The sequence below is a fragment of the Paenibacillus assamensis DSM 18201 genome (assembly GCF_000422445.1).
Classification (GTDB): Bacteria; Bacillota; Bacilli; order Paenibacillales; family Paenibacillaceae; genus Paenibacillus_B; species Paenibacillus_B assamensis.
In genome coordinates, this window is record NZ_AULU01000011.1 from 13,769 (window position 1) to 33,392 (window position 19,624).

The 19,624-nt window shown below is 43.4% G+C and carries 18 protein-coding genes; 11 read left to right on the top strand and 7 right to left on the bottom strand.

Features of this window, described 5'->3' with window-relative positions; genetic code table 11:
* Positions 1-196: 196 nt before the first annotated feature.
* The 4 genes from H580_RS0107285 to H580_RS0107300 are packed head-to-tail and all read right to left on the bottom strand — an operon-like array spanning position 197 to position 4,756.
* Positions 197-1,630 carry an NAD-dependent malic enzyme gene (locus H580_RS0107285; RefSeq protein WP_028594187.1) on the bottom strand — a complete coding sequence of 478 codons (1,434 nt, stop codon included), beginning with the start codon at positions 1,628-1,630 and terminating at the stop codon, positions 197-199.
* A gap of 26 nt (positions 1,631-1,656) precedes the next feature.
* Positions 1,657-3,189 carry a tripartite tricarboxylate transporter permease gene (locus H580_RS0107290; RefSeq protein ID WP_028594188.1) on the bottom strand — a complete coding sequence of 511 codons (1,533 nt, stop codon included), beginning with the start codon at positions 3,187-3,189 and terminating at the stop codon, positions 1,657-1,659.
* Positions 3,190-3,204: 15 nt separating this feature from the next.
* Entirely contained in the window at positions 3,205-3,717 is a 513-nt protein-coding gene (locus tag H580_RS0107295) for a tripartite tricarboxylate transporter TctB family protein (RefSeq protein WP_028594189.1), read from the bottom strand.
* A gap of 31 nt (positions 3,718-3,748) precedes the next feature.
* Complete coding sequence (locus tag H580_RS0107300; RefSeq protein ID WP_028594190.1) at positions 3,749-4,756, bottom strand: tripartite tricarboxylate transporter substrate binding protein; 1,008 nt, start codon at positions 4,754-4,756, stop codon at positions 3,749-3,751.
* A 346-nt stretch (positions 4,757-5,102) separates the two neighbouring features.
* Between H580_RS0107300 and H580_RS23665 the strand changes: the two genes are divergently transcribed.
* The 4 genes from H580_RS23665 (at position 5,103) to H580_RS23670 (ending at position 9,960) form a co-directional block, all read left to right on the top strand.
* Positions 5,103-6,728 carry an ATP-binding protein gene (locus H580_RS23665; protein ID WP_051217322.1) on the top strand — a complete coding sequence of 542 codons (1,626 nt, stop codon included), beginning with the start codon at positions 5,103-5,105 and terminating at the stop codon, positions 6,726-6,728.
* Complete coding sequence (locus H580_RS0107310) at positions 6,706-7,389, top strand: response regulator (protein WP_028594191.1); 684 nt, start codon at positions 6,706-6,708, stop codon at positions 7,387-7,389. The genes H580_RS23665 and H580_RS0107310 overlap by 23 nt, the downstream gene beginning before the upstream one ends.
* A 179-nt stretch (positions 7,390-7,568) precedes the next feature.
* A complete protein-coding gene (locus H580_RS0107315) occupies positions 7,569-7,949 on the top strand; it encodes a DUF423 domain-containing protein (RefSeq protein WP_028594192.1) in 381 nt (126 codons plus the stop codon).
* Positions 7,950-7,977: 28 nt separating this feature from the next.
* A complete protein-coding gene (locus tag H580_RS23670) occupies positions 7,978-9,960 on the top strand; it encodes a putative bifunctional diguanylate cyclase/phosphodiesterase (RefSeq protein ID WP_051217323.1) in 1,983 nt (660 codons plus the stop codon).
* Positions 9,961-10,021: 61 nt separating this feature from the next.
* Here the strand turns inward: H580_RS23670 and H580_RS0107325 are convergent, their stop codons facing one another.
* Positions 10,022-10,591 (bottom strand): hypothetical protein, encoded by a 570-nt coding sequence (locus H580_RS0107325; RefSeq protein WP_028594194.1) that lies wholly within the window; start codon positions 10,589-10,591, stop codon positions 10,022-10,024.
* Positions 10,592-10,787: 196 nt separating this feature from the next.
* Here H580_RS0107325 and H580_RS0107330 point away from each other — a divergent pair, with 196 nt between their 5' ends.
* Entirely contained in the window at positions 10,788-11,090 is a 303-nt protein-coding gene (locus H580_RS0107330; protein ID WP_028594195.1) for a YunC family protein, read from the top strand.
* A gap of 100 nt (positions 11,091-11,190) precedes the next feature.
* Here H580_RS0107330 and mtnA read toward each other — a convergent pair whose 3' ends face one another.
* On the bottom strand, positions 11,191-12,318 hold the full coding sequence (gene mtnA / locus H580_RS0107335; protein WP_084509050.1) for an S-methyl-5-thioribose-1-phosphate isomerase: 1,128 nt from the start codon (positions 12,316-12,318) through the stop codon (positions 11,191-11,193).
* Complete coding sequence (mtnK, locus tag H580_RS0107340; RefSeq protein WP_028594197.1) at positions 12,315-13,562, bottom strand: S-methyl-5-thioribose kinase; 1,248 nt, start codon at positions 13,560-13,562, stop codon at positions 12,315-12,317. Before mtnK ends, mtnA begins: the two co-directional genes overlap by 4 nt.
* Before the next feature lie 352 nt (positions 13,563-13,914).
* Between mtnK and H580_RS0107345 the strand changes: the two genes are divergently transcribed.
* The 6 genes from H580_RS0107345 to sufU all read left to right on the top strand — a co-directional run bounded on the left by H580_RS0107345 (position 13,915) and on the right by sufU (position 19,591).
* The gene (locus H580_RS0107345; RefSeq protein ID WP_028594198.1) at positions 13,915-14,367 is read left to right on the top strand and encodes a Dps family protein; all 453 of its coding nucleotides are present in this window, start codon (positions 13,915-13,917) and stop codon (positions 14,365-14,367) included.
* 182 nt (positions 14,368-14,549) lie between these two features.
* Positions 14,550-15,332, top strand: a complete 783-nt coding sequence (locus H580_RS0107350; protein ID WP_028594199.1) for a carbonic anhydrase family protein — start codon at positions 14,550-14,552, stop codon at positions 15,330-15,332.
* A gap of 500 nt (positions 15,333-15,832) precedes the next feature.
* Positions 15,833-16,615: a Fe-S cluster assembly ATPase SufC gene (gene sufC, locus H580_RS0107355; protein ID WP_028594200.1), complete on the top strand. Its 783-nt coding sequence runs from the start codon at positions 15,833-15,835 to the stop codon at positions 16,613-16,615.
* Positions 16,616-16,651: 36 nt separating this feature from the next.
* Complete coding sequence (gene sufD, locus H580_RS0107360) at positions 16,652-17,962, top strand: Fe-S cluster assembly protein SufD (protein ID WP_028594201.1); 1,311 nt, start codon at positions 16,652-16,654, stop codon at positions 17,960-17,962.
* Positions 17,959-19,185: a cysteine desulfurase gene (locus tag H580_RS0107365; RefSeq protein ID WP_028594202.1), complete on the top strand. Its 1,227-nt coding sequence runs from the start codon at positions 17,959-17,961 to the stop codon at positions 19,183-19,185. The genes sufD and H580_RS0107365 overlap by 4 nt, the downstream gene beginning before the upstream one ends.
* The gene (gene sufU, locus H580_RS0107370) at positions 19,172-19,591 is read left to right on the top strand and encodes a Fe-S cluster assembly sulfur transfer protein SufU (protein ID WP_028594203.1); all 420 of its coding nucleotides are present in this window, start codon (positions 19,172-19,174) and stop codon (positions 19,589-19,591) included. The genes H580_RS0107365 and sufU overlap by 14 nt, the downstream gene beginning before the upstream one ends.
* Positions 19,592-19,624 lie beyond the last annotated feature (33 nt).

Genomic DNA, 19,624 nt, shown 5'->3' on the forward strand with positions numbered 1-19,624 from the left:
CAAAAATGAATTCATGCAGCAGCTTGCTTGACGAGTGAGAAATAGTTTTAAACAATCGCAACAGCGATTATCAGTTTCGTTTGTTTGTAACCGCAGAGTTCATACACAAACGATCGATGATAACAGCTATTGCTAAATTGCTCTTCCCATTGAACGTAACGTCAAGCTAATTGCTACCTTCTTCATTCAACCATCACTATTCGCGATATTCACGAGGAACACGGCGAGCTACTTTCGTCTCCAATGCGGCTTCGATAACACGCTTGCGCACGTTCTCAACAACAGTTGGATTGAATACGCTTGGGATGATATAGGACGAGTTGCGCTCCTTATCCGTAATCGTAGCAGCAATTGCCTCAGCAGCTGCGAGCTTCATCTCTTCATTAATAGTTGATGCGCGACAATCCAGTGCACCGCGGAAAATACCCGGGAAGCAAAGGAGATTGTTAATTTGGTTTGGATAGTCCGAACGTCCAGTTGCCAGGACAGCTACAATATCAACGGCTTCTTCTGGAGCAATCTCAGGTGTTGGATTCGCCATCGCAAATACGATAGGGCGTTCAGCCATCGTAAGCACGTGCTCACGCTTGAGAAGTCCTCCGCGGGAAAGGCCGATAAATACATCGGCTCCCTTGATGACATCAGCTAGGCTGCCTGACTCCAAGTTCGGGTTAGTACGTTGGGCGAATTGGTTCCATGAATCTTGTTGATACGTATTTGTACGGACAATAGCACCGTCAATATCGACACCGATCAAATTTTTACAGCCGGCCTTCAGCAAAATATTGCTGCAAGCGACACCGGCAGCACCGATACCGTTTACGACGATCTTAACATCTTCGATCCGTTTCTTTACCAATTTTAATGCATTTATTAAACCCGCATAGAGGACGACAGCTGTACCATGCTGGTCATCATGGAACACGGGAATATCTAATTCTTCTTTCAATCGAGCTTCGATTTCAAAGCAGCGTGGGGAGGAGATGTCCTCCAAGTTAATACCGCCAAAGCCAGGTGCAATGGACTTGACGATTTGGATAATTTGTTCTGTATCTTGTGTATCAAGACAGATTGGAACTGCATCCACATCTCCGAACTGTTTGAAGAGCATCGCTTTACCTTCCATAACAGGCATTGCGCCGTATGGCCCGATGTCACCAAGTCCAAGTACAGCAGTGCCGTCAGAAACGACAGCTACGGTGTTACGCTTCATTGTGAGCGTAAAAGCTTTGCGTGGGTCATCATGAATGGCCATACATACTCTAGCTACGTCTGGCGTGTATACTCGGGACAAATCATCACGGTTCTGAACGGGATGCTTCGCTTTCATTTCAATCTTACCGCCTAGGTGCATAAGGAACGTCCGATCTGAAATATGAAGCAATTGAACGCCAGCCAAGGCTCTAATCGAAGTAGCGATGCGATCAATTTGGACGGTGTCTTGAACCGTAACCGTAATATCACGGATCGTTTTTTCTACATTCGTCTGAATCATATCAATAGCGACAACGTCTCCGCCGTGCTCACAAATGGCTGAAGCAATAACGACGAAATTAGTTTCTTCGTTGAGCATTTCTACACGCAATGTAAAGCTTTTACCCGAACCAGCGTTGAATGGTTTATTTGCCATTAGTATCACCACTTTTTATCAAGTTGTTATCCTTCATCGTTAACCAGAACTTTTTTGCCTCTCATTTTTAAAATAAGCGGAATTGCGATCCACAACACAGCGACTACTAAGAATACAGCTGACAACGGCTTTGTAACGAAGATAGAGAAATCACCGTTGGAAGCAGTCAAAGCACGACGCATGTTGTTCTCGATCATTGGACCTAAAACGAGTGACAGTACGAGCGGTGCAATTGGATAGTCGTGTTTGGTAAATATATAACCCAAAACACCACAACCTAATAATACCATAAGATCAAATATACTAACTTGTACAGCGTAAACTCCAAATATCGAAATTGCAACAATAATTGGCAATAAATAACGAGTCGGTGTATCAATAATTTTTGCGAACACTTTAACAAGTGGCATATTCAAAATTAAGAGCATCACATTACCGATAAACATACTAGCAATTAAGCCCCAAGCAACTTCAGGGTGTTTATCGAATAACAAAGGGCCTGGCTGAATGTTGTACATCATGAACGCGCCCATTAGAATAGCGGTTGTACCCGATCCCGGAATACCGAGTGTAAGAAGTGGGATCATTGCTCCGCCAGATGCTGCGTTATTAGCAGATTCGGGAGCTGCAACACCTTCAATTGCACCTTTACCGAACTTTTCAGGGTTTTTGCTGAGCTTCTTCTCTGTTATGTAGCTGAAGAAGGAGGCAAGTGTTGCACCTGCGCCAGGCAGGACACCAATAAAGAAGCCTAGGAAAGAACCGCGTGTAATCGGACCAGCACTATCTTTCATATCTTGCTTTGTTGGTAATACACGGTCAATTTTTGCAATTTTACCGGCAGATTTATCATTGTCGATAATCGTTTTAAATACTTCGCCCAAGGCGAACATACCTACTGCAATCGTCAGGAACTCCAGCCCTGCATATAAAATAGGGTTATCAAACGTAAATCGAGCAACACCTGAAACGTTATCCATACCGATTGTTGCAAGTAATAGTCCGAACACAGTCATTATGAGCGCTTTTGTCATAGACTTACCAGCCAAACCACTTACTGCGCACAATCCAAGCAGCATAAGTGAGAAGTATTCAGCAGGGCCAAATGATAAGGCTACATTGGACAAAGGTTCTGCAAGGAACACGAGTCCGATTAATGAAACGAGACCAGCCACAAAGGAACCGATAGCTGCGATGGAAAGAGCCGCACCTGCGCGTCCTTTCTTCGCCATCTGATAACCGTCCAATGCGGTAACAACAGATGAAGATTCTCCAGGTGTATTTAATAGAATCGATGTTGTTGAGCCGCCATACATGGCTCCATAATAAACACCAGCTAGTAGGATAATAGAGCTAGTAGCTGCTTCAGCTGGTCCTAAGCCGATACCGCTTGTAACTGTGCTTGTAACAGGAATAAGAAGAGCCACGCCACTCATCGGACCGATACCAGGAAGGACGCCGACAGCAGTTCCGATGATAACACCTACAAATGCGAATAAGATGTTGTACCATAAGAAACTGGTTGCAAAGCCATTCATTAAATGTTCAAATACGCTCATCGTTGACGGCACCTCCTACAACGGAATAAATGACGGGAAGCCCGGCAAAGTTCCCTGCAAAATTTTCACGAATACAAAATAGATACCTAAGGAGAAGGCAGCGGCGATAATCGTAGATACGAGCCACTTGCCACGTTCCATAACTTGAAAGGCGAATAATAGGAATAAAAAAGTTCCAATTGGATAACCGATATCTTCTAGGAAAAATGCATATAAAAAGGCTGCGCCGAAAATAAGGAAAAACCCTTTGTAATTCGGTTTGGAAGGCGCAATAGCTTCATCTTCTTCTTCAGCGGTGGCAGCAGATTCAACGTGCGCCTGTTGCTTTGGAGCAACAGGCGCTTTGAATGTCTCGAACATTAATCTTGCGCTAAGTAGGATGAGTAGGCTGCCAAGACCCATCGGAAAAATATCAGGACCGACGCTGCTGCCAAAGGCAGAGGTGCTAAGCTGTGTACTTCCTACTACAAACGCGATACCGATTAGAAGAAAGACGAGGCTTGCCCATGTGTCAAAACGCTTCATCATGATGTCAAACCCCTATTCATAGTAAGATAGATTAAGCATTTGCCATGCCAAGCGCTGTTAGCAGCTGCTTAATAGTAACTTCTTGCTCTTCAAGGAACTTCGTGAAGTCAGTAGAGTTTTTGTACTCTGGAACCCAACCGTTAGCTTCAAGTTCTTTTTTCCATTCTTCTTTATCATTTAGAGCTTTGAATGCGTCATCCCAATATTTCAATTGATCTTGACTTAGTTTCTTAGGACCGAACACACCGCGCCAAATGGTGAAGTCTGCGTCAATTCCTTTTTCTTTGAGTGTCGGGACGTCTTTTAAAATACCGCCAAGACGCTCGTTAGAAGTAACAGCTAGTACTTTAATCTTGCCTGCTTCAAGGAATTCACCTACAGAGGAAGCATCCGTAGCGATTACATCAGCATTTTCACCAAGCAATGCTGTCATCGCTTCGCCGCCGCCATCATAAGAGACATATTTGACTGTCTTTGGATCAACTCCTGCTTTGTAAGCAGGAAGTACAGCGATCAAGTGATCCATCGAACCAGGAGCGGAGCCGCCAGCTACGGTTACTTTCGTAGGATCAGCTTTGATATCTGCAATTACTTCATTGATATCGTTATATTTAGAGTTTGCAGAAACGACAAGTGCGCCATAATCTGTTGTCAGCTGTGCAAGTGGTTGAACATCACGGAAGCCATATGGGCTCTTGCCTTCACTCTTCCAGTTGTTGATAAGAATAGGAGGTGAGTTGACGAATAGTTTGTGCATGTCATTCGCATCTTTGGAGACGTATTCGCCAAGGAATACAACGCCGCCGCCACCTGGCTTATTCTCTACGGTTAACGGGTTAGCTACGAGCTTCGTTTCTGTTAAAATCTTAGTAATGGAGCGTGCTGTTTTATCCCAGCCACCGCCAGCCCCTGAAGGTGCTACGACCGTAACAGCTTTGTCAGGATACTTCGCACTTTGTCCACCAGTGCTACAAGCGCTCAATGTCAACGCAGTGATTAAAGCTAGTAGAGCGAATTGCCACGTAAATCGTTTTTTCATAAGTTCATCCCCCACAACATAATGATAACGCTTACAATGATAATATTACCAAACGATCTAATTTTGAGATAGTATCCGTTCATATTTAGCATTTCTGCATTTTAAATTCATTTTGTTCATAAAGTTCACAAAGTTGTTGGTATTCACAAAACTTTCACAGATGATATAGTAGAAAAAACTAGAAAATTGTCAGGTTGCATAACTAGGATTGCGAGCATAGTACATACATTTACTGTTTTCAGAAAGCGCTTACTATATATGCTGTGGTCAATTGATGTTACTGTTCTACCGCGATAGATCATAGATAGAGAAAATCAACGCCTAGGTTTGATTAGGAGGAGAGTCCATGAGGCTGCAGACAAAGTTAATGCTTCTTATTTGTACCTTATTATCTATTGTTATTATCGGACTATCTTGGACGTTCCAAGCTATGTGGATGTCAACGATGAAGACGCAAGCAGGTGAAGAGGCGCTCCGATTGGCCAAAGTGATTGCGAATATGGATCAGGTAAAACAGGCATTTCAGAAGGACAACCCAACCGCTGTTATATTGCCTCTAGTAGAGCAAATTCGGCTGCAGACGGAAGCAGAGTTTATTGTCGTTGGTGATGAAAATGGAATACGCATAGCTCATCCAGTACCTGATCGTATTGGTAAGCCAATGGTTGGTGGTGACAATGACGCTGTTTTTCGTGGGGAAGCTATCGTATCTGAGGCTGTAGGCAGCCTTGGAGCTTCATTGAGAGGGAAGGCGCCGATATTCGATGATAATAACCGCATTATTGGCGTTGTTTCTGTCGGGTTTTTGAAAAAGGATATTAGAGAAGCAGTTCTTCCTTATCAACTAGCGATTTCTGGGTTGGCGGCACTTGCTATATTGCTTGGTGTGGGCGGCGCAGTGATTATAACGAAAAATGTGAAAAAATCGATTCATGGCTTGGAGCCCGTAGAGATCGGACGGCTGTATCAAGAGAAAAAAACACTGCTTGAATCGATTCGTGAAGGTATTATAGCTATTAATGAAAAAGGGTATATTACGACGATGAATCCAGCGGCTTTTGAACTAATGGGATTGCAGCCGCAGGATATGACAGGTATATCGATCACGAGCCTATTTCCACAGACGACATTAATAGATGTGATTGAATCGAGAAGCTCTCAGTATGATGTGGAGTTCACAATAGGAGACCGGAGATTGGTAGCGAGCCGTGTGCCTATTTTTAATAGCCGCAATCAAGTCATTGGAGCAGTTTCGAGCTTCCGAAACAAATCAGATATGTTTATGCTAACAGAGCAGCTGTCGCAGCTTCGCAATTACGCAGACGGATTGCGTTCACAGACACATGAATTTTCAAATAAGCTTCATTTAATTGCTGGTCTCATTCAATTAGAATCTTATTCAGAAGCACTGGATTTGATTGCAAAAGAATCGAATATGCACCAGAACTTCATGCATTTTATGATGAAAGAAATTCCGGATCCGATCGTGGCGGGCCTTCTTATTGGTAAGTTCAATCGCGCGCATGAGGTGAATGTCGAGCTGCAAGTGGATGCTGCTAGCAGTTTTCAAAACGTTCCAGAGCATGTCGATCGCAATAAGCTGGTTACCATAATCGGAAACTTAATAGATAATGCATTGGAAGCTGTTCATCAAATGGAACATGAGCGGCTAATCCGAATATTTCTGTCAGACACGGGGAATGAATTGATGATTGAAGTTGAGGATTCTGGTGTTGGAATCCCTGCTGAATATGGAAATAATATTTTCAATCTTGGGTTTACGACTAAAGTTGGTGAGCATCGTGGTTTTGGCCTAAGTCTAGTCAAACAGGCTGTAGAACAATTGGGTGGTATGATTCACTATCATGCTCGTGAAGAAGGCTCGGGAGCAGTATTTGTTGTTATCATTCCGAAGAAAAGCTCAGTGGGGGAAAGCGAGGGGGAGCACGATGATTCGAGTACTTATCGTTGAAGATGATGTGCGCATTGCAGAAATCAATCGCCGACTAGTAGAGAAGGTACCTGACTACAGCGTAGTTGGAATCGCCACAGACGAAGTACAGGCAAAGGAACAGCTTCATATTTTAGATCCAGACCTTGTGCTGCTTGATATTTTCTTTCCCGATATGAACGGTTTAGAACTGCTTCGATTTATGAAACAGAACTATCCGTACGTCGATGTCATCATGATAACAGCGGCCAAAGATTTGAAGTCGATAAGAGAAGCCATTCAAAGTGGGGTGTTCGACTTTATTATCAAACCCGTTATTTACGATCGGATGTTAGAAACGTTAGAGAAATATAAACATTTTCATCATGAGATGGAGCAGCTTAGTTCCCAAATGACAGCGGTGAGCCAACAGCAAGTGGATGCATTATTACGAGGACGCTCTGAGAAAATGAAGGAGCCGTACTACCCGAAAGGCATTGATAAATTAACACTGGATAAAATTATGGAACATTTGCAATACGCAGGGCAAGGCATATCGGCGGATAAGCTGGGAAGAATGGTAGGTATAAGCCGCTCGACTGCTCGTCGTTATTTGGAATATCTGGTTACCCAAGGCTCACTTCGAGCAGATGTGGTATATGGGACAGTAGGGCGACCCGAACGGGTGTATCATGTGATGTAAACATAATTCCAGCATAGTCAAAGAGAGGTAATGCAGCAGTGCCTCTCTAATTGTGTTTCCAATATGTGAAACAATGCTCATACTTAGAATAAGTTATGGAAAAAGCTATGCAGTTCATATAAAATAAATAAGGAATTGTTCTAGTAAATATTGCCGACAGAACTAAAGGAGCTGGCAACATGTTAAACCGTTACATAAAGATAGGCAGTATTGCTGCTGCCCTCGCAGTTGGTCTGGGTGCGTTTGGTGCTCATGTGATGAAAGACATGCTTACACCTGAACGATTAGCGACCTATGAAACAGCTGTGCAATATCATATTTTTCATGCGCTTGCTCTTCTCATTATTGCTTTGCTTAGTGAGCGGCTGCCTGAAAGCAACAGAACCAAGGTGCTCTGGTCAGCACGGTTGATAACACTGGGCATCGTAATCTTCTCAGGGAGCCTATATGTATTGTGCTTCACTGGTATAAAAGTGCTGGGAGCTATTACTCCGATTGGCGGGATCGCATTAATTGCTGGGTGGCTCATGCTTGCTCTAGCTGCGAGACGTTCTTCATAGATACGTACATGGGGCCGGAGAGGACGAGATGAGAGTGATATCCAGGGATGGACAACATCGAGAGCAAACGCAACGGAGTGCGACTCTTGCTAACATGATTCGATGGGTAGTTGGTATAAACGCTGCCATTTTTATTTTATGTACAGCGATTTGGTTCATTTCTAATGATGCAATGCGTTATGTACTAAGTGTACTGATGCTGGCTCAGTTGGTTAATGTTTATATAGTTAGTCGCTACTTCCGTGCCCAGCTTGTAGAGCCGTATTCGCTCGCGTCAATGGATGTTGGCAACAAGATCACGTTCGGCGACCCAACTACTTCTGAAGCGAATAATCGCTGGAATTCTATATACGAAAATATGCCGTTACCTGCGTTATACATGTCCGAGAAAGGACAGATTGTGGCTACTAATCGAGCCTTCCGAGATATGATAGGCGTTAACGAGCATCAACCTTTGACTGATGAAGGTATTATTGATCCGGCTCATTTGCCTTGTTTTCAGGTGAAGATGCGGCAAGTGCTAATGGATAAGCAGAATGTCACGATTGAGGTTAAAGGATTGCATTACGAAGGTTATCCTCAAGATTGGCTTGTTCACATCCACCAGCCGCTTCATTTTTCACAGGAGCAAGAGGCAGGTTGTATCATTTATATTCAAGATCATCATGCGAAAAGGCATATGACAGAAGAGATTCACTATATGTCATACTATGATGATATGACAGGTCTTCCGAATCGTAGGAAGCTTATGCAGCATATTAATGATTTGTTGCGAATGGCGAAGGAGAAGGAAGAGCCGATTTACATCTCAGTGCTCTATATGGATATCGATCGATTCAAACGAATTAACGATACTTTTGGCCCAGACTTTGGGGATATGCTGCTGATGCAAATTGCTGAGCGATTGCTGCGCAAAATGAATCCACATGATGTATTGGCAAGAATGGAAGGTGACGAGTTTGCTTGTGTACTGACTTCGATCCATTCGGATCAACATGTGGCTGAGCAAGCGCGACAATTACTTCATATGATGGATGAACCATTTTTGTTAAGAGATATTCCTGTTCACGTTGCAATGAGTATTGGTGTGACGATCTGCAATGAGGAAGGCGGTCGAATCCATCAAGACGATGCGGCTTCTCTAGTAAAGAAAGCTGTCTCTGCCATGTCTAAGGTTAAGGAACAGGGGAAAAATAGCTATTTGTTCTACACGCCTGAAATGAATGTGGTTACGCTTGAGGGGCTGACATTGGAGCATGAAATGCGCAACGCGCTGCTGAACAATGAGTATGAGCTTTATTATCAGCCGCAAGTTGAGATGAACACAGAACGAATTGTCGGTATGGAAGCACTTATTCGTTGGAATCATCCGCACAAAGGCAGGATACCTCCTAGTGAGTTTATCCCACTAGCAGAAGAGAGTGGCTTCATCGTTACATTGGGTGAGTGGGTATTGGAACAGGCATGCTTCCAAAATAAGAGATGGCAAGACGCAGGTCTGCCACCAATACCGGTATCGGTGAATTTATCCGTTCGCCAATTTGAGCAGAAGAACTTAATGGAAGTGGTTCAGGAGGTATTGCGACGAACAGGACTTCCCCCACAATATTTAGAGCTGGAGATTACGGAAACGATGACATTGGACGTGGATCGTGCCTCCAAAGTATTGTCTCAGTTGAAGCAAATGGGTGTTTCCATAAGCATAGATGATTTCGGAACTGGATACAGCTCGCTTCATTATCTCAAAAATTTTCCAATCCATCGCCTTAAGATTGATCGTTCCTTTGTGCGTGATTTGGAACATGATCCCAATGATGCTGCGATTGTATCTGCCATTATCGCGCTGGGTCACACTATGAATATCCATGTCATTGCAGAGGGTGTGGAGAATACAGGACAGCTTCAATTTTTGCAAGCGCATGCTTGTGATGAAATCCAAGGCTATTACTTTAGTCCCCCGATACCCGGACCAGAAATTGAAGTCATGCTGCAAGATCAACTGGCTTCATAAGGCCGAGTAAACAAAAAGCCGTCTTCCTTATACAGGAGGCGGCTTTTTAGCTATCATTCAGCTATATTATCATTTCTTCGATTTCATTTATGTAGTAAGCATACACTTGCTTCTCGTCTACGTGGTAAACGTTCATTAATTGCGAATCAGGATCAAAATTCAAAATTCTACAGGGGATGCTGAGCTTTACGCCATGGCCTTTGTTAATATGCAAGCGAATAAGTCGCTGCTTCTTAATATGATCATTAATTTGTTCCATTAAGCTAGGTGGTGATTGAAGTGCTTGCTGTTGCGGTGCTGCCTGTTCCGTTGGTGACGATGATAAATTGTTATTACCTTCAATACGTTGCTTCTCTAAAACGTTAGAATGTGGGGTTGGATTGAACAACTTCTGCCCAGTGCTGCTGCTTCCAAACGGGGTAGCTGCAAGGTTATGCTGTTGCATCAACTCCATCATGTCTAGTAGTGAGCCGAGTTCTGCACCCGATTGGATCTTCATATCCAATACGTCAGCATCACGGTTCAGCAAGTGGAGAAGTTTCTCCATAGCGGCAGCGTTAGAAGGTCCCTGTATTAAGATGTCGATTGAAAATTTGTAAACCGAATGTTGTGCCTTCTTCAACTGAGTCATTGTTCCTAGTTCTCCTTACAGTGGTGAGTAGCTTGATCGATCTTATTATATTATGGTTTTTGTTTAAAAAATAGTGTTTTTCATAAAATCAATTGAGGCGAACACCTTCCTCTTCAACATATATAGGGTTTCTGCATATGTTGTGATGACCGTATAAATGCTGCTGGATAGCGGTGTAAAAGGAGGTTGCTGACCCGTGGTTCATATTGTGCCGATAACAGAGCAGGGCAAGACATTTATCGGAATAGAAGTGCTGCTGCCTAAAACGACATTGTTAGTTATAACGTCAGAACGCGGATATATTATGTGCGGAGCACTCGATGTAGGTTTGCTTAATGAGAAGTTAAAGGACCGCCGTATATTAGCTGGGCGTGCAGTAGGTGTAAAGACACTAGAACAGCTCTGGGAGGCCCCGTTGGAGTCGATAACAGATGAAGCTGCCAGTATAGGAGTAAAGGTAGGAATGACAGGTAAAGATGCCATGCTCATTATATCTTAGGTTTTACGATATCGGTTGAAGAAGTATAGATAAAAAAAGAGCGGGCCACATGGATTAGTCCGCTCATCTCTTCTCTAAGTTACTACTATTGTAACCGCTTCTATTCGAAAATCTCTTTTAAGGTAATGTGATAGGGTGCTTTAACAATTCCTCGCTCTGTAATAATTGCTGTAACGAGCTCGTTTGGCGTAACGTCAAAGGCAGGATTGAACACTTGAATGTGTTCAGGAGCGGTTCGTTTCCCGAACGCTTCTGTAATTTCTTTTTCATGTCGTTCTTCAATAGGAATAAGGTCCCCTGAAGGTGTGTCCAAATCAATCGTTGATATAGGACAAGCGACATAGAAAGGAATGTTATGAGCTTTGGCTAATACAGCTAGGCCATATGTCCCTATTTTGTTGGCCACATCTCCATTGGCAGCAACTCGATCCGTCCCGACGATAACGGCCTGAACCCAGCCTTTTCGCATAACCATAGCAGCCATATTGTCACAAATTAATGTGACATCAACACCTGCTTGCTGCAATTCAAATGCTGTTAATCTTGCGCCTTGAAGGACAGGCCTTGTCTCATCAGCAAACACTTTCAGTGAAATGCCGCGTTCTTTTGCTAAGTAAATAGGTGCAAGTGCAGTCCCGTATTTGGCAGTAGCCAATCCACCTGCATTGCAGTGCGTAAGAATACCCATGCCATCGCTAAACAAAGTAAGAGCATGCTCGCCAATCTGTTTGCATATCTCTTCATCTTCTTTGTGAATGGTGATAGCTTCTTGCAGCAATTGTTCAGTAAGCTGTTCAAGTGCAATTTCTGTATTTGTTAATTCATGAGCACGAGCAGTCATGCGATCAAGGGCCCAGAACAAGTTAACAGCAGTGGGACGGGAAGTTGCTAAATATGCAGCGTGCTGCTCCACTTGGCGCAGCCATTCCTCAACGTGATCAATTTGATCGTTGCGAATCCCAAGTATGACGCCATATGCGGCAGTAATCCCGATAGCAGGTGCTCCACGGACGACCATATCATAGATCGCTTGCCATACTTCTTGCACATCAGTGAGACGAAGGAAGTTAATCTCGTTCGGCAATGCTCTTTGGTCGAGAAGCTCAAGCACATTGTCTTCGGACCAGCGGACGGATTGCAACTGCTCCCCAGTAATATGTCCTGGTCTCTCACTTGATGATACATTTAATTGCTCCTGTGACACAGATATGCTGGTTGGGTTCGTCATGATGTATAAACTCCTTTATAAGCATGTTCACATATGGTAAACATCTCTTCAATTGAACGAATGCGGCGATTAGACTTCACGAGTGCTGTACCTAATTGTAAAGCGATACGCTGAGCACGCAGTTTGGCCGCTGGATCAGGAATAGATCCAACATCAGCAACATGAGCTAGCCCGACGATGCGTCGGATCATCTTACTTCCGGTATATCCAACGGTATCTTGCAAAATTTGTTCCATATATACATCTTGATAGCCCTTAGTACGGGATATTCGATCAACGCCATGTTCATCCCATAAATTGCGGAATTTCTCGTCGAATCGATTCCATATTTCACAGATCGTAGATAGTAAATAAGTGCGATGTTCTTCGCGAGTTTGATTATTAAGGCTCCAATGCTCATGACCTGCTGCATTAAGCAGCAAATTAGCAAATATGGCGCCGATATCGAAGCCGATAGGTCCATAGTAAGCGAATTCTGGATCGATAACCTTCGTAGAATGCGGTGTGATGAAAATGCTTCCTGTATGAAGGTCACCGTGCAGCAAAGCCTGCGCACTCGTAAGGAATTTTTCACGTAGTAATGCGACTTCAAGATGAAGTTTATGATCCGAACAAAGTTTGGCATGCTCAGTAAGCAGTTGTTCATCGATATTATTGTTTGGTGAATTTGTATAAGGATCATCAAAAATAAGGTCTTCTGTAATTTTACATAGCTCAGGATTAATAAAGCGCTGTACTTGCCATTTCTTCTGCTGTTGATTCATGCCTAGATCAGAAGAGAAGAAAAGGGTGTGGGCCAAAAACTCTGAAATATGATCAGCAAACAAAGGATAACGGTTTCCTTCAATTAACCCTTTACGCATAATGACATGGTCACTTAAATCTTCCATAACCGTCATAGCTAGCGCTGCATCATAGTAATGTACATGCGGTACGAGCTGTGGTACAAGCTTGCCTTGGAACAGAAGGGCATCACTTTCAATACGTGCGCGTTCTAATGTTAGTGGCCAAGATTCGCCCACAACTTTGGCATACGGCAGTGCTTGTTTCACAATAAGACTTGGTGTATGGGAAGCAGGCTCCGAATGAGCGAGTCGTACACGAAACACAAGATTTAAGTTTCCGTCACCAATTTCATCACATATCAATTCATCAGTTGGATAAAATACATTTGTAACAGTCCTAGCCACGTTAATCGCTTCTTCGACGGTAAGCGGATGATAAGCAGATGTGTTCTCCGTCATAGGCTGTGCGGCACCCCCTGAGCTATAATCATACACAGTGATTAAAGGTATTTCTTGTAAACACGCTTTCGGAATAGTATATAGGATTTTATTTCCGATGGGAATACTATATTTTAAAAAATGTTTCAGTGTAGTTGTAGTCGGGTAAGGGAGAATAGGAGTTGGAGACACGAGCTATTAGTATGACAGTACTTTGGGGAAGTCAAAGCCTAGAAATGTAACAATATACATGGTATCAATAGACAGGAACATTTTACAAGTTAAAAGATGAAAAAAAGCATTGAATTAGTTTTATTTTTATATTAGAATAATTATTAATAAGAAACGAGTTTAATTACTGGAGGTAATCATTATGACAAACACAGCCGTAAAACAAGACATCAAATCCCTTTTGAATCAACAAGTTGCAAACCTAAATGTATTGTATGTGAAGCTCCACAGCTACCACTGGTTTGTTAAAGGACCGATGTTCTTCCAGCTCCATGAGAAGTTCGAAGAGCTTTACAATGAAGTCACATTGAAAATGGATGATGTTGCAGAACGCTTGCTGACAATTGGCGGTAAACCGCACTCTACATTAAAGCAATATGTGGAGCACACTACACTTCAAGAAGCTACTGGTAATGAGAATGCAGAGCAAATGGTGAAGCAGCTTGTAGCTGACTTGAAACAACTTGTTTCCGAGTTTGAACAAGCTATGGAAGCAGCAGAAGAAGCAAATGATGAGGCTACTGGGGACGTATTCCTAGGTATGAAGGCTGATTTCGAGAAGCATATTTGGATGTTTGAAGCTTACTTGGGTTAACTCTAGTCCAGAATCGAATCATTACTTACCATTGCATGGTGTTCAATAGATATGAATAATATCGAGCGCATCCTTATTAAGGGTGCGCTTTTTGATGTTTCTGGAAAGTGTATAACATATCAACTAGAAACTGTTCATACCTATATGATGCTGTATTGTTTACTTATGGAAGGGATGATATCATGAGCGGTAAACGGGCGAAGTTTCATTTGTTAGTTATTTTATTATCGATGACCGTAATGCTACCTGCGTTTGGGGTGTCCGCAGAAGGAACAACAATGTCTGTAACCCCATGCTCTACACCACCTACTAATCAATCTCAATCTCCGATCGTTATCGAGCCTGCATTTACTTTGCTGCCAACTTCCAAACAAATTTCGTTTTATTACCCGGCCTTTTCTCCAGTTATTGAAAATACGGGTAGGGAGATTGAAATTTTTGAAAATGTGAGCCAGCCTTCATCTTCAGGGAAAGTCACAGTAAATCATGTTGATTATTTTTTGGAGCGATTCCACTTTCACTCCAATGCAGAGCATCATCTGAAGCTTTCCCATCAGCCAGCTGTAGAGTATCCGCTAGAAATTCATTTTGTTCATAAAGAAGCTCTAGACCCATTGAATCCAAATAAAGTGCGAGGCACTGTCGTTGTTGCTGTATTTATTGAAGCGGGGAACTCTAGCGGCGAACTTGCAGCTATTTTCGATAATTTGCCTACCGTGCCTCATACTAGTTATACGCTCAATGATGTTATTAATTTAAATTATTTAATCCCGGAAGGAACGTTTTATCATTACAATGGATCGCTAACAACGCCGGATTATTGTGAAGGGGTGCAATGGTACGTATTCAAAGAGCCCATCACATTGACTGCGGCACATATTCAAAATCTAAAAGCACTGTATCCAAATAATGATCGGTTGCCTCAAGATCGAAATCATCGAATGATTTATAAAGGTTTGTATTAAATCAATAAAGTGGAACTCCCCGAGTCGTTTTGACGATGAAGGGAGTTTTTTTATGTCTACATAAAGACTGTATATTCTATTGAAGGAAGCTGAACTTCTAATTTATGGATGTGAATTGCATCATTCGTGATATATCGCACTATATTTTTGTCAAAAGGTTGAGTAATCGCGAGTTTTGATAGAATAGACCGTAAACAAGCATCTGTTGGCGGTATATGTTATAGTTACATGACGGTTTGGCTTGTATCGTAGCTGTTTAGGATGAAAGTGTGGCGGAATTGTCGAACGAGTGCTACTTATATGTTCAATTCGCGAAAGCTTACTGGAAAAGTTGAAATACATGACCTAAACCTATAAAATCATATTGAGAATCACTGAGAATCACTTTATAATAAGTACTATGTGATAAATGTTATAGAAATTTTGCTTTCTATAATTTGTGAACAACTCATTTTTAATAAAATCAACACTTACTCTCAATTAGTGGAGGTACTACACACATGGCGACTCAATTTGTCATTGATGGTCTGAAGGCGACCATTGAAGGTAAAGAAATTTTGAAAGGTATCAACCTTGAAATGAAGGGCGGCGAAGTGCACGCTATCATGGGACCAAACGGTACTGGTAAAAGTACATTGGCTTCCGCATTGATGGGCCACCCGAAATATGAAGTAACAGATGGTAAAGTAACACTTGATGGCGAAGATGTACTTGAAATGGAAGTAGACGAGCGTGCTCGTGCAGGTCTATTCCTTGCTATGCAGTATCCAAGTGAAATTGCTGGTGTAACGAACTCTGACTTCTTACGCAGTGCTATCAATGCTCGTCGCGGTGAAGGAAATGAAATTTCCCTTATCAAGTTCATCCGTCAAATGGAAGGCAAAATGAAAGAACTTGAGATGAACCAAGAGTTCGCTCATCGTTACTTGAACGAAGGCTTCTCCGGTGGTGAGAAGAAACGTAACGAAATTCTTCAAATGATGCTGTTGGATCCGAAAATTGTTGTACTTGATGAGATCGACTCCGGTCTTGATATCGATGCTTTGCGTATTGTTGCTAACGGTGTTAACGCTATGCGCAGCGAAGAACGCGGCTTCCTAATCATTACGCACTATCAACGTCTATTGAACTACATCACACCTGACTACGTTCACGTTATGATGCAAGGTCGCATCGTGAAGTCTGGTGGACCAGAACTTGCTCAACGTCTAGAAGCTGAAGGTTACGACTGGATTAAAGAAGAGTTGGGTATCGAAGACGAGACAGTAGGACAAGACGAATAGTCGTAATCAATGACGGACAGGAGGAGCGATAGACCGATGAGTACAGAAATGATCGTACCAGTTGACCGCGAGACGGTCGCAGCTCTCTCCCGCAGCAAGAACGAACCAGCCTGGTTGGCTGAGCTTCGTGTGCAGGCGTTGGAGAAAGCGGCAGAACTAAACCTGCCTATCGTGGAAAAAACAAAAATTGACCGTTGGAATCTTCAAGCATACGGTACGCCAGCAAGCGTAAATGCGGTGACGGCGTGGAACGAAGTTCCAGCTTTCATTCGTGAAGTATTTGAAGACGAAGCAACGGAATTGAATAATGTTGTCGTGCAGCATAACTCAGGAGCTGTTTACAGCCAGTTGCAAGAAGATTTGAAGCAGCAAGGCGTTATCTTTACAGACCTTGAGACAGCTGTACGTGAACACGAAGCACTCGTTAAAGAGTATTTGTTCCAAGCAGTAGCTCATGATGAACACCGTATTGCAGCTATCCATGCTGCATTGTGGAACGGCGGCGTATTCTTGTACGTGCCAAAAAATGTAGAAGTAAACGTACCATTGCAAGCATTGTTCGGACATGACGATGCATCTGCAACGTTTGCGCCGCATGTGTTGATCGTAGCTGATGCGAACAGTCGTGTGAACTATGTAGATAACTTTATCTCTGTAGAGATGAGCGAACCATCCGTTATTAACGGCGTAGTTGAAGTGTTCGTTAAGAGTGGCGCTCAAGTGAACTATGCGTCCATTCACCATATGGGAGCGCAAGCGGCTGATATTTCTTACCGCCGTGCTCATGTAGAGAATGATGGCCGTATTGAGTGGGTCGTAGGTGAAATGCATAACGGTAATGCAGTATCCGAGACGACTTCTATCTTGAAAGGCAACGGCTCTACGTCTGATGCAAAAGTAATCTGCGTTGGTAACGGCGAACAGAAGCTAAACATCACGACGAAAGCTGTACATTTTGGTAAGAGTTCTGATTCTCAAATGATTACGCGTGCAGTTATGCGTGAGCAAGCAAGCTCAATCATTAACGGAATTACGAAGATCGAAAAAGGCGCTACGAAAGCAAACGGTGAGCAAACAGAGCGTGTGCTTATGCTTAGCCCTAAAGCTCGTGGAGACGCGAATCCGATCCTTCTTATCGATGAAGATGATGTAACAGCTGGTCACGCTGCTTCTGCGGGACAAGTGAATCAAGAGCAAGTGTTCTACATGATGTCTCGTGGTATTAAGCGCGAAGATGCAGAGAAGCTGATTATTCGCGGCTTCTTGGATCCAGTTGTTACAGAACTCCCTAACGAAGAACTGCAAAAGCTACTTCGTCGTTATATCGAAAGGAAGTTAGGACAATGATAGAACGCGAACTTCGTGAGCAGTTTCCCATTTTGCATCAGAACGTTAATGGGCATCCGTTAGTGTATTTAGACAGTGCGGCATCTTCCCAGAAGCCGCGCAGTGTTATCGATGCAGTACGTAAATACTATGAGTGGGACAACGCCAACGTACACCGTGGAGTGCATACTCTTGGTTCACGTGCGACGGACGCTTACGAAGGTGCGCGTGAAAAAGTAGCGCGATTTATTAATGCGAAGAGTACTGAAGAAATCGTGTTTACACGCGGTGCTACAGCGGCTTTGAATCTAGTTGCTTCTTCCTATGCACGTTCTGTGTGTGGGGAAGGGGATGAGATTGTCATTACTCCTATGGAACATCATGCCAATCTTATTCCTTGGCAGCAGGCTGCAAAAGCTACGGGAGCTAGGTTGAAGTATATTCCGCTTCAGCCGGATGGGACGATTACGCTTGCAGATGTGGAAGCAACGGTTACGGAGCGTACAAAAGTCGTTGCGATGACGCATGCTTCCAACGTGCTTGGCGTTATTAATCCGATTAAAGAAGTTGCGGCGATTGCGCATCGACATGGTGCAGTTATGGTCGTGGATGGCGCACAAAGTACGCCGCATATGAAGATTGACGTTCAAGATTTGGACTGCGACTTCTTTGCGATTGCTGGACATAAAATGTGCGGCCCAACCGGAATTGGTGTATTGTACGGCAAGAAGGCGATACTTAACAAGATGGAACCGATTGAGTTCGGGGGCGAAATGATCGACATGGTTGATCTTTACGATTCCACTTGGAAAGATGCGCCCACGCGTTTTGAAGGCGGAACGCCAATCATCGCTGGTGCAGTTGGTTTGGCGGCAGCGATTGATTTCTTGCAGGAAGTAGGTATGGATGCGATTCATGAGCATGAGCAGAGGCTTGCATCTCTTGCATATGATAAACTTTCCGAGGTTGAGGGGATTACGATCTACGGTCCATCTACAAACCGTGTAGGTCTTATAACGTTCAATCTAGATGATGTTCATCCGCATGATTTGGCAACGGTTCTTGACTCGAAAGGAATTGCAATTCGTGCAGGTCATCACTGCTGCCAGCCACTTATGCGTTGGCTTGAAGTGAGTTCGACGGCACGTGCCAGCTTCTACTTATACAACACAGAGGAAGACATTGACCAGCTCGTTAAAGGATTGCTGGAGACGAAGGAGTATTTTAGCGATGCAATTGGATGATCTATACCGTCGCGTCATCATGGATCATTACAAGAAACCGCGCAATCGTGGTTTGTTTGAAGACGATGCGGTGACGATCGATTTGAACAACCCCACTTGTGGGGACCGTATTTCCTTGCAGCTCAAGGTAGAAGACGGTATCGTACAAGAAGCTCGTTTTACGGGTGAAGGTTGTTCAATCAGTATGTCAAGTGCATCGATGATGACTCAGGCTGTTAAAGGTAAGACATTTGAAGAGGCACTGGAAATGGCTGATAAATTCTCTGCCATGGTAAAAGGTGAAGAGGTTACCTTTGAGGACGAAGCCGAGGATATCGAAGCTCTATCGGGAGTGTCGAAATTCCCTGCTCGTATCAAATGTGCAACACTTGCGTGGAACGCATTGCGCAAAGGTATTGAATCATAGATCGAAGTCAGTTGAACCAGTAAGGTTCAGGTG

What these genes read in the sequence shown, in the direction of transcription:
- H580_RS0107285 (WP_028594187.1), bottom strand. Translation starts at nt 1,630, where the DNA reads ATGGCAAATAAACCATTCAACGCTGGTTCGGGTAAAAGCTTTACATTG.
- H580_RS0107290 (WP_028594188.1), bottom strand. Translation starts at nt 3,189, where the DNA reads ATGAGCGTATTTGAACATTTAATGAATGGCTTTGCAACCAGTTTCTTA.
- H580_RS0107295 (WP_028594189.1), bottom strand. Translation starts at nt 3,717, where the DNA reads ATGATGAAGCGTTTTGACACATGGGCAAGCCTCGTCTTTCTTCTAATC.
- H580_RS0107300 (WP_028594190.1), bottom strand. Translation starts at nt 4,756, where the DNA reads ATGAAAAAACGATTTACGTGGCAATTCGCTCTACTAGCTTTAATCACT.
- H580_RS23665 (WP_051217322.1), top strand. Translation starts at nt 5,103, where the DNA reads ATGAGGCTGCAGACAAAGTTAATGCTTCTTATTTGTACCTTATTATCT.
- H580_RS0107310 (WP_028594191.1), top strand. Translation starts at nt 6,706, where the DNA reads ATGATTCGAGTACTTATCGTTGAAGATGATGTGCGCATTGCAGAAATC.
- H580_RS0107315 (WP_028594192.1), top strand. Translation starts at nt 7,569, where the DNA reads ATGTTAAACCGTTACATAAAGATAGGCAGTATTGCTGCTGCCCTCGCA.
- H580_RS23670 (WP_051217323.1), top strand. Translation starts at nt 7,978, where the DNA reads ATGAGAGTGATATCCAGGGATGGACAACATCGAGAGCAAACGCAACGG.
- H580_RS0107325 (WP_028594194.1), bottom strand. Translation starts at nt 10,591, where the DNA reads ATGACTCAGTTGAAGAAGGCACAACATTCGGTTTACAAATTTTCAATC.
- mtnA (WP_084509050.1), bottom strand. Translation starts at nt 12,318, where the DNA reads ATGACGAACCCAACCAGCATATCTGTGTCACAGGAGCAATTAAATGTA.
- mtnK (WP_028594197.1), bottom strand. Translation starts at nt 13,562, where the DNA reads ATGACGGAGAACACATCTGCTTATCATCCGCTTACCGTCGAAGAAGCG.
- H580_RS0107345 (WP_028594198.1), top strand. Translation starts at nt 13,915, where the DNA reads ATGACAAACACAGCCGTAAAACAAGACATCAAATCCCTTTTGAATCAA.
- H580_RS0107350 (WP_028594199.1), top strand. Translation starts at nt 14,550, where the DNA reads ATGAGCGGTAAACGGGCGAAGTTTCATTTGTTAGTTATTTTATTATCG.
- sufC (WP_028594200.1), top strand. Translation starts at nt 15,833, where the DNA reads ATGGCGACTCAATTTGTCATTGATGGTCTGAAGGCGACCATTGAAGGT.
- sufD (WP_028594201.1), top strand. Translation starts at nt 16,652, where the DNA reads ATGAGTACAGAAATGATCGTACCAGTTGACCGCGAGACGGTCGCAGCT.
- H580_RS0107365 (WP_028594202.1), top strand. Translation starts at nt 17,959, where the DNA reads ATGATAGAACGCGAACTTCGTGAGCAGTTTCCCATTTTGCATCAGAAC.
- sufU (WP_028594203.1), top strand. Translation starts at nt 19,172, where the DNA reads ATGCAATTGGATGATCTATACCGTCGCGTCATCATGGATCATTACAAG.